The organism is Corynebacterium sp. CCUG 70398, from assembly GCF_024454055.1.
Lineage (GTDB): Bacteria > Actinomycetota > Actinomycetes > Mycobacteriales > Mycobacteriaceae > Corynebacterium > Corynebacterium genitalium.
Map to the genome: position 1 here is coordinate 53,888 of NZ_JAGPYZ010000005.1, position 13,166 is coordinate 67,053.

Below are 13,166 nucleotides of genomic sequence, written 5' to 3' on the forward strand. Positions count from 1 at the left end.
TTTAGCGGTAAAGTCTATCGATCTGCTTCTTGTACCGCTCGAAGACGACGTTGCGCTTGATCTTCATCGTGGCTGTCATCTCGCCGGACTCCTCGGTCAGATCCTGGTCGAGGATCCGGAACTTCTTGATTTGCTCTGCCTGGCTAACACTGCGGTTGACCTCGTTGACGGCGTCCTGGACTTCAGCGCGCAACTCGGCACTCTTCCTCACCAGCTCGCCGATTTCCATGTCCTCGGGGATGCTGTGCTCCTTCTTCCAGCGCGCCACCTCTTGGTCGTCGAGGGTGACCAGCACACCGACGAAGGGCTTGCCGTCGCCGACGACGAGCGCCTGGGAGATCAGCGGGTGGGAACGCAGGATGTCCTCCATCGGTCCCGGGGAGACGTTCTTGCCGCCGGCGGTGACAATCAGGTCCTTCTTGCGCCCGGTGATCTTCACGTATCCGTCTTCGTCGATCTCGCCGAGGTCACCGGTGACAAACCAGCCGTCGATAATCGCTTCGTCGGTGGCTTTCTGGTTGTTCCAGTAGCCCTTGATCACGCCGTCACCCTTGAAGCAGATCTCACCGTCTTCATTGATCTTGACGGAGTAGCCGTTGTTGGGCTGGCCCACAGTGCCAATACGGATGTGCTCCGGGTTGTTCACCGTCGCAGCAGCGGCGGTCTCGGTCAGGCCGTAGCCTTCGTAGATGGTCAAGCCCAGGCCGCGGAAGAAGTGCAGCAGCTGCGCAGAAATCGCGGAGCCGCCGGAAATGGTGATCACGGCCTTGCCGCCGACAGCGTCGCGCAGCTTCTTGTACACGAGCTTGTCAAAGACCTTGTGCTTCGCCTCCTGCAGCTTGGACGGCCCCTCGGGGGTGTCCATGGCCTTGGAGTATGCGATCGCAGCCTTTTCCGCCTGCAGGAAGAGACGAGCGGCGATCGGCGAGGAATCCGCCGCCTTGTTGTACGCGCCATCGCGGACTTTTTCGTACACGCGCGGGACAGCGAGAATCATGTACGGCTCGAACCGCTGCAGCGCCATCGGAATGGTGCGGGTGTCAGACCAGTGTGTCTGGTGGGCACCGCCGATGGTGGCGGCAAGGTGCACGGCACGCGCGAGAACGTGCGCCAGCGGGAGGATGGTCACGTAGCGGGTGCCCGGCTTCGCGGCCAGTCCGGAGCCGATCGGATTGTGCAACAGGGCCATTGCCTGGGATGCCCACACCAGGTGGGTCAGCAGGCAGCCCTTCGGGCGGCCGGTGGTGCCCGAGGTGTACACGATGGACATCAGGTCGTCGTGGGAGATGTTGGCAATGCGCTCGTCGATGACGTCATCGCCGATGCCGCGGCCGTCCTCCACGAGCAGGCCCACACCGCCGGTAGCGAAGGCAAGCGAGCGCTTCAGCTGCGTCGGAGAATCGACCAGCGGGGCCGTACCGTCTTCACGCAGCACGAGGTTGTTGTACAGCGCACGGTTCGCTTCCGTGTCGCAGACTACGATTTTCGCGCCCGAGTCCTCGACAATCCACTGCACCTGGCTTGCCGACGACGACGGGTACACCGGAACACTCACCGCTCCGGCCGCCATGATGGCGAAGTCCATCGGCGCCCATTCGTAGCTGGAGTCTGCCATGAGGACCACGCGGTCACCCTGCTCAACGCCGTTCGCCACCAGGCCCTTCGCCACTGCGCGGAACTGAGCGATGAACTCTTTTCCGCTCACTTCCTCCCAGTCATGCCCGGAGGGGCGGGAGAAGATCGGCGCGCTCGGGCGCTTCTCAATGGTCTTGACGGCCAGGGTGAGGCAGTTGTCGTCCGGCGCGAGTTCGAACCCCGCCGGGGTGCTGTAGATTTTGGTCTCGGGAGAAGTCATAGTCACACAATACTCCCACTGTGACCTGCGACAATTCTTTCCCAGCCAAAAATTGCGTTCTTTGGCAGAATGGCTCAGTGTGGCTAACACGGAACTCCTCGAGAAACTAGCAACCGCCTATGGTTTCGGCCTGACCTACCGGGGCATGAACAACGAAATTGTGTCTTCGCCCCATTCATCCATGGTGAAATTGCTGCGCGCGCTCGACGTTCCGCTTTCCGACGATCCTGCAGACGAGGAACTCCACGAAGCCCTCGGTGCGTGGCGTGTGCACTGGGATACCCGCCCCCTACCTCCCGTTGTCATCGCCCGCGAGGGCGAAGAGACCCACTTCAACGTGCACGTGCCGGAGGGCGCTCCGGCCGATGTGTGGATCACCCTGGAAGACGGCTCCACCTCCGAGGTCTACCAGGACGAGAACTGGGCAGCTCCGACGTTCCATGACGGTGTGAACTGGGGCGAGGCCACATTCCACACGCGCGGGGATGTGCCGATGGGGTGGCATACGATCCATTTGTCGTCGAAAAGCGATGAGCGCGAGATTGAGGAAACCTGCACGCTGGTGGTGACTCCACGTGTGCTGACGACCAACCTGGAGCTGCTGAAGGACCCGGTGTGGGGTGTGATGGCGCAGCTGTACTCCGTGCGCTCGGAGAATTCGTGGGGAATCGGCGATTTCCACGATCTGGCTGAGCTCGCGGAGGTCGTCGCGGCGCAAGGCGCGGACTACCTGCTGATCAACCCGGTGCACGCCGCAGAACCGTTCCCGCCGGTGGAGGATTCGCCGTATCTGCCCACCTCACGGCGCTTTGTCAACCCGATCTACATCGCGGCGGAAGACGTGCCTGAGTTCGCGCAGCTGGATGAGGAGACCCGCGAGGAGATCGCCGAGCTCTCAGCTGAGCTGCGCGCGATGAACCGCTCGCCGGAGTTCATTGACCGCGACACGATCTTCGACACCAAACTGGCCATCCTCAACGAAATGTTCTACATCTTCGAGGAATCTGACCAATCAGCCTTCGACGAGTATGTGGAGAACCAGGGCGAGGGCCTGGTCAACTTCGCCCGCTGGTGCGCCTACACCGAGCTGACCCGTGAGGACGAGCGGCGCCACGCGGTCATCATCACCGAGGAGTACGACGACCTCGCACAGTTCTACATGTGGCTGCAGTTCCTCGCCGACACTCAGCTGGCGCAGGCGCAGCGTCGCGCCAAGGATGCCGGGATGCGCATTGGCATCATGACAGACCTGGCTGTCGGTGTTCACCCTGGCGGAGCAGACGCCAACACGTTGGCCGACGTGCTTGTCCAGGACGCATCCGTGGGTGCCCCGCCGGATGGGTACTCCCAGCAGGGCCAGGACTGGTCCCAGCCGCCGTGGCACCCCTTCAAGCTGGCCGAAGCGGGATACAAGCCGTGGCGTGACCTGCTGCGGACCGTGCTGAAGAACTCCGGCGGCATCCGCGTCGACCACATCCTCGGCCTGTTCCGCCTGTTCTGGATTCCGCGGATGGAGTCCCCGCTGGACGGCGTGTACATGAACTACGACCACGAGGCGATGCTGGGCATTCTCGCCCTCGAGGCGGAGCGCGCCGGGGCCGTCGTGGTCGGTGAGGACCTGGGCACCTTCGAGCCGTGGGTGCAGGACGTGCTGCGTGACCGCGGCGTGCTGGGCACGTCTGTGATCTGGTTCGAGCACTCCCCCGCCGGCGATCGCCCGATGAACCCGGAGGAGTACCGCAACCTGTCGATGAGCTCCGTCGGCACGCACGACCTGCCGCCGACCGCCGGCTACCTCAAGGGCGCGCACAACGAGCTGCGCGACGCCCTCGGCATTGTTGAGGACTCCTTTGAAGAGCTCGACGCGAAGGATGTCGCTTGGCAGGGCCACGTCTTGGCAAACGCCCGAGATCACGGCGCGTTCGCGGGCACCCCGCTGGCCGACTACGACTTCGACAACCTCGGCCGCGACGAGCGCGGCGACACCGAAGAGCTCGTGCTCGGCCTGACGCGCTTCATCGCCGGTACCGGGTCGGCTTTGACCTGCACCAACCTCGTGGACATGGTGGGTGATGTGCGGATCCAGAACCAGCCGGGCACCAATGCCGAGCAGTACAAGAACTGGTGCGTCCCGCTCTCCAACTCCGACGGCGAACCGGTGCTGATCGAGGACCTCACCAGCATCGACCTGTTCGCCCGGGTGGCGGAGGCATCTGCGCGGCGCTAACCCGGGCTAGAGCAACGGGTTAGAACAACCCGACGATCCCCGCCACGAGCACCAGGGCAATGAGTATCCACAGCGCCTGCGTGACGCGGCTGCGGGGGTACTTCCTGCGCTCCTTAGGCAGACGCATGTCCTCTTTGCGCAGGTCTTCCGGGTTGGCCATAGCGCCTTAATCTACCTTCGGTTCCTTATCGCCCAAAACTGCTGCCACCCAGTCCACCGCGCGCACCATTCCCACCGCCGCGATGCCGGCCGCGGGCAGCGCGAACGCCAGCACCATGGGCACCTGCACCCATGGGCTGGACTGCGTCAAGCTGAACCCGATGTCAATCATTGATCACTAAGCTTAGACCGCATGAGCAACCCTGTTGAGGTGACCTGCCCCGCCGGGACGGTCATCGGCCGCGCCGACGGCCGCATCGCCCACTTCCATTCGATTGAGTACTCGCGCATTCCGGCCCCCTTCGACGATGCGGAACCAGCGCCAACGGGCAAGCTTATCGACGCATCTACGCCCCACCCCGAACGCACCGCCCTGACCATCACGGCCCCGCTCGGGGCGACAGACACTGATGACCTGCCCGTGGTGGTCCACATTCATGGTGGTCGCTTTGAAATGGGCAACCATGAGGATGCAGCAACCCCCGGTGGCGCCTTGGCCTCAAACGGCGTGATCCTGGTCCGGATCGGATACCGCCTGAAATTGGAGGGGCTGGTCCCCTTCTACGACGACAGGATCGCGCACTTCCGCGCCGTCGACGACGTGTCCCTGGGACTGGAATGGGTGCAGAAGAACATTGAGGCGTTCGGTGGTGACCCTACTAACGTGACGCTGACCGGCCAGTCCGCCGGCGCGAATGTGGTGCTGTGGCTGATGCGGCGCGACCATTACCGCGGCGCGTTTCGGCGCGCTGTGGCCCTCTCCCCTGCCTTCCCCCGCCTGACCTTCGAGCAGCGGAAGAAGTTCATTCGTGCCGGTGCGGGGATCCCTCTGACCCGCGGTTCCCTCAACGCTGCGAGCCCGAAGCAGCTCAGGCGCGGATACAACGCAGTGCGCACCCGGTATATCACCGATATGGCGCTTGGTCCCGCTCCACTGGATACCGCAGAGATGGCCGAGGTGGACTTGGTGATCTCCTCCGTCGATGAGGAGATGTTCAATTCCAGTGCCATCCACGACACCTTGAAGACCGCGCGGCTCAACATGGCTGTGCCCGGCATCGGCATGGGCCTCAAACGGGAGCAGTACGTCCCTTTCTTCAAAGCGCTCAAAGCCCGCAACCCGAAGCACATCAACGGGGAGTTCTTTTCCGCCAACCTGATCCGCCGCTGGGTCGACCAGGTTGCCGAGGGTGCGCCGGGCCGAGTGTGGCAGGCCGAGCTGACCTCCGACGCCCGCACCCGTGCCCGCCACTCCGCCGATTTGGCACCGCTGTTCGGCGCCCCGCCGTACCGTGCGGGCGAAGGCCTCAATGGCTGGCTCATCCGCTACGCCCACACCGGCGAGCCTGGCTGGCCGGAGTACAAACCCGACCGGACCGTCCTGCGGGTTGACCTCTCTGGGGAGAACGCGGAGCTGGTCACCGACCCGCTCGGCTACCTGCGCGGCGTGTTCCGGGAGGTCTAGCCCGCCAACCCCAGTGTGCGGACTACTGCCCCTCGAGCACGGAGCGCAGTTCGGGGCGGGCCAGTTCTTCCACCAACCACGGGGAGAAGACCGCCGGCATCGCCTCAGCGGCGGTGATGAGATCGGCGGGATTGACCCACTCAGTGCTGTCCACCTCATCGGGATTCGGGGCAGCTTCGGCACCGCCGGCAAGGCGCACGACATAGACGGGGCAGATCTCGTGCTCCACGATCCCAGAGGAGTCGACAGCCCGGTAGCGGAAGTCCGGCAGAACGCAGCGCAGATCGGCCAGAGCGGACGCCGGCAGGCCGAGCTCTTGCTGGGCGCGGCGGACAACGGCATCCTCGGTAGCTTCGCCTGGGGCGGGGTGACCGCAAAAGCTGTTCGTCCACACACCCGGCCAGGTTTTCTTCCCTAACGCGCGGCGGGAGATGAGGAGGTGGCCGGAGGCGTCGAAAAGCCAAGCGGAAAACGCCAAGTGCAACGGCGTGTCCGTCGTGTGGACCTCGAATTTGTCGGCGGTGCCGGTGGGGCGGCCGTCATCGTCGCACAGAACTATCTGTTCCATTAGTTGTTCAGGTTCCCGGTGAAGACGACGTTGCCGATCTGGAACTCAGCATCGTAAAGGTTGCCCGTGCTCACGTCGAACGCGAACTGGAGATTGGCGGTGGCGCCCTTGCCCAGCGGCATGTCCAGGCCTTCAATCTCAATGCCTGCTTCCTCGGCGCTGAGGCGGCTGGCGTTGTCGCCGGAGTACGTCAGACGGGGCTCACCGAGTGCTTCGGGCGGCATGATCGCGTCGGCAGTGTTTGTCACAGCGATGGTGACCACGGTGCCACCGTTCGGGGCGGACTTGGTGCCCTGCCACTTGTAATGGACACTCATGCCCGGATCTTCCACGATCTCACCGCTGGTCTCGTCAGTCTCCTCCGGTGATACGTCGTTGGTTTCAAACGCCTCCGGCTCTTCGGTCGGCGTGGCCACACCCGTCGTCGGGGTCAGGGTGCCTTCCTGGTCCACGATGCCTTCGTCGTCGACGCAGGCGACGAGCGCAAGGGAGCTCGCCGCGAGGACAGCGGCAATGCGTAGTGGGGTACGGGCCATGGGGCACCTTTCTGCGAAAAGTTTCAAACCATCAGGTCCCCTCACTGTACAGCGCCGATGGCACGGATCCGAACACACGCGCACCCAGGTGTATGTTGTGGACACGTGCAACCTCTTTTCCGCGTCATGAAGAGCGCCTCCGCCCTGTGGCCGTACTACCTCGGCATCGTGGTGATTTCCTCACTGACGGTCGCGCTGAACTTGCTCACCCCATTCATTCTTCGCGAAGCGACGGACACCATTGTCGACGGTGGAAGCTTATCGACGTTGACCTGGCTGGCCGCCGCCCTCCTCCTGACCCAATCGTTGTGGACGTTAGGCCGCAACATTGGCGGCTACTTGGGCGATGTTGTTTCCGCGCGCATCCGGCAGGTGCTGTCCACCCGCTACTACGCCAAACTGTTGTCGTTGCCGCAAAGCTACTTCGACGGCCAGGTGACAGGAACGATCATCGCTCGGCTGGACCGCTCGATCATGAACATCACGCAGACGATCCAGAGCTTCTCCAACTCGCTGCTGCCGATGTTCCTCCAGCTCATTGCGATTCTGTGCATCACAGCCTTCTACTACTGGCCGCTGACCGTGCTGCTGCTCATGCTCTTCCCGATCTACTTGGTGCTTACGGCGTTGACCTCAAAACGCTGGCAGAAGTTCGAGCAGGCCAAGAACGAAGAGATCGACCTGGCCAACGGCCGCTTCGCGGAGGTCGTTGGCCAGGTGAAGGTGACCAAGTCTTTCGTCGCGGAAGCCCGTGAGCTGGATTCCTTTGGCACCCGCTACGGCGAGACGATCAACCTGACCCGGCCGCAGTCCCGTTGGTGGCATTCAATGGACGTTGGGCGCAGCATGGCCATGAACGTCATCTTCTTCTTCATTTATCTTGTGCTGTTCCGCGAGACCTTGAACGGCCGCTTTTCCATCGGCGACATGGTCATGCTGGTTCAAATGGTCACGATGGCCCAGCAGCCGGTGCAAATGATGAGCTTCCTGGTGGACTCCGCTCAGCGCGCCATCGCCGGCTCGCGCGACTACTTCAAGGTCATGGACGAGCCGATCGAGGAAGCCGCCAACTCCCAGATCGTCGCTGCCACAGAGGCGTCTGATGTTCCGGAGGTGGACACCGCAGCGGTGCCCGCCCTGCAGGAGGGCGAGCCGATGGTCGCCTTCGACAACGTTTCCTTCGCTTACACGCCCGGTGAGCCTGTGCTCGAGGACGTCAGCTTCACAGCCCGCCACGGAGAGAAGATCGCGCTTGTCGGAGAGTCCGGTGGCGGCAAGTCCACGCTGGTCAACCTCTTGCTGGGGCTGTACCCCATTACGCAGGGCCGCTTGAAAGTCTGCGGCAAAGACATCGACACCGCCGATATTGAGCGCGTCCGCGCTTCCACCGGCGTGGTGTTTCAGGAGCCGGCGTTGTTCTCCGGCACGATCCGGGAGAACATCGCGTACGGCAAGCCGGATGCCGGCGATGCCGAGATTGAGGACGTGGCTAAGCGCGCCAACGCGCACGGCTTCATCTCGTCCTTCAAGGACGGCTACGCCACGGTCATCGGCGAGCGCGGTCTGCGGTTGTCCGGCGGCCAGAAGCAGCGCGTCGCGGTTGCCCGCGCGATGCTCAAGGACGCGCCAGTGCTGGTGCTCGACGAGGCGACATCGGCGTTGGACACCAAATCCGAGCGCGCCGTTCAAGCCGGCCTGGACGAGTTGATGAAGGATCGCACCACCATCATGATCGCCCACCGCTTATCGACGATCGCCGACGTCGACACCATCATCACCTTCAAGGACGGACGGATCGACGAGATGGGCTCACCCGCCGAGCTGGCAGCCTCCGGGGGCATTTACTCGGAGCTACTGGCACTCACTGCGTCCAGCTCGGCCGCTGACAGGGAGCGGCTCAAGGCGTTCGGGTTTCAAGATGCCGCCGACACAGATGACACTGACGGCACAGACGGCGCCGACGACTAGCCACTACTGCCTCTCGAAGGTGTCCGCCCACTCCTGAGCTTGCGCAGCCTCCTGCGGCCGCTGCTTGGTGAACACGATGGTGTGCCCGTCTGGGTCGGTGGCGCTGACATCGGTGGTGTACCACGGAGTGTCTACCGGTCCCTCCACGGCGGCTCCGGTCGCCCGGATTGCCTCGGCGATGGCACCTAGGTCATCGTCGTGGGCGGCGAACGTCACCGAGGATGAGCCCGGCGTGATGTCGCCGGAGGGGACTGCGAGGATGTCTTGGTAGCGCTGACGCCGGAAGTGGATCAGAGCCGGGCTGCCGTCCTCACCTGGAATGGTGGCCAGGGAAATGAAGCCGGCGGCGTGGTAGAACTCCTCCGCAGCACCGAGATCAGTCACAGGCAAAGTCACGAACATGGGCATCGGGTAGATAGAACGATCAATCATGTCCGCGAGAATAAAGTTTGCCGTTAGGGCAAGGTCAAGCGCTAGCGTGGAAGCTATGAAATTCCCTAGTCTTGAGACCCTCCGCGCCCGCGGTACCCGCAAGTGGACCCAGTTCGGTGAGATCTGAGCCCGATTCAGCGCGTTTTTCGAGGGTCCTGGGAGTTGACTTGCCGGATACGGCTCCCTTCCATAACCCACGCTGGAAGGTCCGGATTGATCTCACCCAACACGGACAACAGGTCGTTGACGCGACGTCGAACGTCTACGTGGAGTAAGTGCTCGTGATGGGAGATCCTGTTTCTCAATTTAGCAATGCGAGCATATCTTGCCCCGAGGCTTCTCCTCCGCCCCGAATCGGCAATGTTCACGCTCCCTGCGTTCGGAAAAGCCACGTGCAGATGTTCCACCCAGATGTCCTTCGATGTCTGCTTCGCGGCAGCATCTTGCTTCGCACCTGCCCCAAGAAGCTTGACCCACGTTCCCATAGTCAGCTGGGCGAGCACGTCGTCATGAGTAATGGCCGCATTCCTTCGAGGATGTCCAACTTCGCGGTCTGAAGCTTGCTGTCGTGCCCACACACGCGCACGGCCCAGATCCTTGCCAATAAGCGAGTACAAGCGGGGTGCTGTTTGATCGTCTAAAGCCCAGTCGAATACGTTGAGGTATCCGGGTTGTCGGCTGTTCCACACGCGTAATGCTGAGTTCAGGGAATTGCGGGTAAGAACCTCGAAATGTGCGAGCTGAGGTACGAAAGCTCCAGCCAGGGCAGTACTCCACTGATAGAGTTCGATCGCCCTGTGAGTATCTTCACCTGACTCGGACATGTAAGTGTGAAATCGTGCTTCACCAAGAAGTTGGCCCCAAGCCGGCAACTCACCCACAATTCCCCCTTGCAGTAGTTCGTGGCGAGTATATAGAATTGGGGCCACGGGCGGCGATGTAGATCGTCGCATCTTCTCACAACCCGGTCCTCGTGACCGGGTTGTTGTATTTCCAGCCAATGTTGGAAGGCGTAAGTTGGACCTTATGAAATTCCCTAGCCTTGAGACCCTCCGCACCCGCGGTACCCGCAAGTGGACCCAGTTCGACGACGACGTTTTGCCGCTGTGGGTGGCGGAATCCGACTTCCCCACCGCTGAGCCGGTCAAGCGCGCAATCCAGGACGCCGTGGAGCACGAGACCCTTGGTTACACCCCGGCACACCACAGGCTCGGCGACGCGTTGAGCGACTTCTACGCTGCACGCTACGGCTGGCGGCCTGACCCGGCGCGGGTCTTTCCAGTTGCCGATGTTGTGCGTGGGATGCTGCTGGGTGTTCAGTACTTCACCAAGCCGGACTCTCCCGTCATCGTTCCGGTGCCCTCCTACCCGCCGTTTCTGGAGATCCCGGCGACGGCCGGCCGTGAAATGGTCGAGGTCGGTGCGAAGGGCGGCCTAGACTTCATGGAGATCGATGCCGCGTTCCGCAATGGCGCAGGCTCGATCCTGCTAGCCGCCCCGAACAACCCGTGGGGCTACACGTTCGACGAAGAAGAGCTCACCCAGCTGTGCGCCATCGCGGATAAGTACGGCGCGCGAGTGCTTGTCGACGAGATTCACGCCCCCATCGTTTATTCCGCAAGCGGAATAAACGGCCAAAGCGGACACATCTGCGCCGCCGGCATCAACGAGACCACAGCGAACGTCTGTATCACTGTGACGGCCACATCGAAGGCGTGGAACATTGCCGGCCTGAAGTGCGCCCAGATGATCTTCTCCAACGACGAGGACGTGAAAACCTGGCACAGCCTGACCGGTGTGGCCAAAGACGGCACCGGCACGCTGGGCATTGTCGCAGCGGAGGCATGCTACCGCTACGGCACGCCCGCGCTGGAGGACCAATTGGCGGCGCTTGAACACAACCGCGACTGGCTCATTGAGACTCTGCCCGAGGCCATCCCCGGCATTGAGTTCACCCGCCCAGAAGCGACGTATCTCATGTTCCTAAACTTCGCGGGCACGGCGATTGGGGATGAGAAGGAGCCGGCGGGCTGGTTGCGTCGAAAAGCGAAGGTGGCGCTCAATGAAGGCGCGACATTCGGCTCCGGCGGTGAGCACCACGCACGCCTCAACTTTGCCACCAGCCCGGAGATCCTCGCCGAGGCCGTTGATCGCATGTCTGCAGCGATCCGCCCCTGACGCTAACCTCGGAGCTCATGGACGAACAGATGGACGCCCAGGGGTACCTCATTGAAACTGATGCCAGCGAGTACGCCTCGCCGGCTCCCGCCCCCGGTAATGAACCGTGGCAACGGCCAGATCCGGAGTGGTACAAGGACGCAGTGTTCTATGAGGTGCTCGTGCGCGCCTTTTTCGACCCGGATGACTCGGGCTCGGGCACGCTGCGCGGTGTCGAGGAAAAACTCGATTACCTGCAATGGCTCGGCGTGGACTGCCTGTGGCTGCCGCCGTTTTATGATTCGCCGCTACGTGACGGCGGCTACGACATCCGCGACTTCCGCAAGGTGCTGCCGGAGTTCGGCACGGTGGACGATTTCGTCTCGCTTGTCGACGCTGCACATAAACGCGGCATACGCATCATCACCGACTTCCCCATCAACCACACCTCCGATACTCACCCGTGGTTCCAGGAGTCCCGCCGCGACCCAGACGGGCCCTACGGCGACTTTTTCGTGTGGACGGATGACCCGGAGAAGTACAACGAAGCCCGCATCATCTTCATCGACACCGAAGAATCCAACTGGACCTACGACCCGGTGCGCGGGCAGTACTTCTGGCACCGTTTCTTCTCCCACCAACCGGACCTGAACTACGACAACCCGGCGGTGCAGGATGCTGTGATCGACGTGATCCGCTTTTGGCTGGATCTGGGCATGGACGGCATCCGCCTGGACGCCATCCCCTACCTCTACGAGCGCGAGGGCACGAACTGCGAGAACCTGCCGGAGACCCACCAGTTCATCAAACGCGTCCGCAAGATTTTCGACGAGGAATACCCGGGACGGTTCCTCCTCGCCGAAGCCAACCAAATGCCGAACGAAGTGGTGCAGTACTTCGGTTCCGGCGAGGACAGCACAGGTGACGAGTGCCAGATGGCGTTCCACTTCCCCGTCATGCCGCGCATCTTCATGGGCATCAGGCAAGAGCGGGCCCAACCGATCATCGACATCCTGCGCGAAACCCCGGACATTCCCGAGACCGCTCAGTGGGGCATCTTCCTGCGCAACCACGACGAGCTCACCCTCGAGATGGTCAGCGACGACGAGCGCGACTTCATGTACACCAACTTCGCCACCGACCCGCGCATGCGCGCCAACGTGGGCATTCGCCGTCGCCTCGCCCCGCTGTTGGGCGGCCACCGCGACCGCCTCGAGCTGGCGCATGCCCTGTTACTGTCACTGCCGGGCTCGCCGTTCCTGTACTACGGCGATGAAATCGGCATGGGCGATAACATTTGGCTGCCTGACCGCGACGGCGTGCGCACCCCCATGCAATGGAACGCTGACCGCAACGGCGGCTTTTCCCGCGCCGATCCGGAGCGTCTCTACCTACCTGCGATCCGCAACGACACCTACGGCTACCAAGCCATCAACGTTGAATCCCAGATGGGCCGCGAGAACTCGCTGCTGCACTGGGTGCGCGACCACGTGCACATCCGCAAGCAGTACCGGGCTTTCGGCCGCGGCGACTACCAGGAGGTCCAGCACGACAACGAGCAGGTCCTCGCTTTCATCCGCGAATACAACGATGAGACCGGCCGCAACGAGCGCATCCTGTGCGTGAACAACTTGAGTTCCCGCCCGCAGCCAGTGGAAATGCGCCTGTCGCACTTGAACGGTGTGGTGCCGCGCGAGCTGTCCGGCAACGTCGAGTTCCCCGCGATCGGTGAACTCCCCTGGCTGGTCACCCTCGCCCCGCACGGCCACTTCTGGTTCGACGTCTCCTGGAGGTAGTTG

The 13,166-nt window shown here is 62.7% G+C and carries 11 protein-coding genes; 5 read left to right on the top strand and 6 right to left on the bottom strand.

What is annotated here, in order from left to right; all coding sequences use genetic code 11:
• Position 1 precedes the first annotated feature (1 nt).
• Complete coding sequence (locus KBX07_RS07155; RefSeq protein WP_256023553.1) at positions 2 to 1,855, bottom strand: long-chain fatty acid--CoA ligase; 1,854 nt, start codon at positions 1,853 to 1,855, stop codon at positions 2 to 4.
• 79 nt (positions 1,856 to 1,934) lie between these two features.
• On the opposite strand from KBX07_RS07155, the gene malQ reads away from it, so the two are divergent.
• Positions 1,935 to 4,082: a 4-alpha-glucanotransferase gene (gene malQ, locus KBX07_RS07160; protein WP_256023554.1), complete on the top strand. Its 2,148-nt coding sequence runs from the start codon at positions 1,935 to 1,937 to the stop codon at positions 4,080 to 4,082.
• Positions 4,083 to 4,101: 19 nt separating this feature from the next.
• Here malQ and KBX07_RS07165 read toward each other — a convergent pair whose 3' ends face one another.
• Positions 4,102 to 4,242: a hypothetical protein gene (locus KBX07_RS07165; protein WP_005289314.1), complete on the bottom strand. Its 141-nt coding sequence runs from the start codon at positions 4,240 to 4,242 to the stop codon at positions 4,102 to 4,104.
• A gap of 6 nt (positions 4,243 to 4,248) precedes the next feature.
• Complete coding sequence (locus KBX07_RS07170) at positions 4,249 to 4,413, bottom strand: hypothetical protein (protein WP_005289311.1); 165 nt, start codon at positions 4,411 to 4,413, stop codon at positions 4,249 to 4,251.
• 21 nt (positions 4,414 to 4,434) lie between these two features.
• Between KBX07_RS07170 and KBX07_RS07175 the strand changes: the two genes are divergently transcribed.
• Positions 4,435 to 5,706 carry a carboxylesterase family protein gene (locus tag KBX07_RS07175; protein ID WP_256023556.1) on the top strand — a complete coding sequence of 424 codons (1,272 nt, stop codon included), beginning with the start codon at positions 4,435 to 4,437 and terminating at the stop codon, positions 5,704 to 5,706.
• A 22-nt stretch (positions 5,707 to 5,728) separates the two neighbouring features.
• Here KBX07_RS07175 and idi read toward each other — a convergent pair whose 3' ends face one another.
• Together idi and KBX07_RS07185 are read right to left on the bottom strand one after the other, a co-directional pair.
• On the bottom strand, positions 5,729 to 6,274 hold the full coding sequence (gene idi / locus KBX07_RS07180; protein WP_256023558.1) for an isopentenyl-diphosphate Delta-isomerase: 546 nt from the start codon (positions 6,272 to 6,274) through the stop codon (positions 5,729 to 5,731).
• Positions 6,274 to 6,810, bottom strand: coding sequence for a hypothetical protein (locus KBX07_RS07185; protein ID WP_256023559.1), 537 nt, complete (start codon positions 6,808 to 6,810; stop codon positions 6,274 to 6,276). The genes idi and KBX07_RS07185 overlap by 1 nt, the downstream gene beginning before the upstream one ends.
• A 105-nt stretch (positions 6,811 to 6,915) precedes the next feature.
• Between KBX07_RS07185 and KBX07_RS07190 the strand changes: the two genes are divergently transcribed.
• Positions 6,916 to 8,778 (top strand): ABC transporter ATP-binding protein, encoded by a 1,863-nt coding sequence (locus KBX07_RS07190; protein ID WP_256023561.1) that lies wholly within the window; start codon positions 6,916 to 6,918, stop codon positions 8,776 to 8,778.
• A 3-nt stretch (positions 8,779 to 8,781) separates the two neighbouring features.
• On the opposite strand, the gene KBX07_RS07195 is transcribed toward KBX07_RS07190, so the two are convergent.
• On the bottom strand, positions 8,782 to 9,210 hold the full coding sequence (locus KBX07_RS07195) for a VOC family protein (protein WP_256023562.1): 429 nt from the start codon (positions 9,208 to 9,210) through the stop codon (positions 8,782 to 8,784).
• A 1,026-nt stretch (positions 9,211 to 10,236) separates the two neighbouring features.
• On the opposite strand from KBX07_RS07195, the gene KBX07_RS07200 reads away from it, so the two are divergent.
• Complete coding sequence (locus KBX07_RS07200) at positions 10,237 to 11,388, top strand: MalY/PatB family protein (protein ID WP_256023564.1); 1,152 nt, start codon at positions 10,237 to 10,239, stop codon at positions 11,386 to 11,388.
• A gap of 17 nt (positions 11,389 to 11,405) precedes the next feature.
• A complete protein-coding gene (treS, locus tag KBX07_RS07205; protein WP_255998229.1) occupies positions 11,406 to 13,163 on the top strand; it encodes a maltose alpha-D-glucosyltransferase in 1,758 nt (585 codons plus the stop codon).
• Positions 13,164 to 13,166: the final 3 nt, after the last annotated feature.

What these genes read in the sequence shown, in the direction of transcription:
- KBX07_RS07200 (WP_256023564.1), top strand. Translation starts at nt 10,237, where the DNA reads ATGAAATTCCCTAGCCTTGAGACCCTCCGCACCCGCGGTACCCGCAAG.
- treS (WP_255998229.1), top strand. Translation starts at nt 11,406, where the DNA reads ATGGACGAACAGATGGACGCCCAGGGGTACCTCATTGAAACTGATGCC.
- KBX07_RS07170 (WP_005289311.1), bottom strand. Translation starts at nt 4,413, where the DNA reads ATGATTGACATCGGGTTCAGCTTGACGCAGTCCAGCCCATGGGTGCAG.
- KBX07_RS07165 (WP_005289314.1), bottom strand. Translation starts at nt 4,242, where the DNA reads ATGGCCAACCCGGAAGACCTGCGCAAAGAGGACATGCGTCTGCCTAAG.
- idi (WP_256023558.1), bottom strand. Translation starts at nt 6,274, where the DNA reads ATGGAACAGATAGTTCTGTGCGACGATGACGGCCGCCCCACCGGCACC.
- KBX07_RS07195 (WP_256023562.1), bottom strand. Translation starts at nt 9,210, where the DNA reads ATGATTGATCGTTCTATCTACCCGATGCCCATGTTCGTGACTTTGCCT.
- KBX07_RS07175 (WP_256023556.1), top strand. Translation starts at nt 4,435, where the DNA reads ATGAGCAACCCTGTTGAGGTGACCTGCCCCGCCGGGACGGTCATCGGC.
- KBX07_RS07155 (WP_256023553.1), bottom strand. Translation starts at nt 1,855, where the DNA reads ATGACTTCTCCCGAGACCAAAATCTACAGCACCCCGGCGGGGTTCGAA.
- KBX07_RS07185 (WP_256023559.1), bottom strand. Translation starts at nt 6,810, where the DNA reads ATGGCCCGTACCCCACTACGCATTGCCGCTGTCCTCGCGGCGAGCTCC.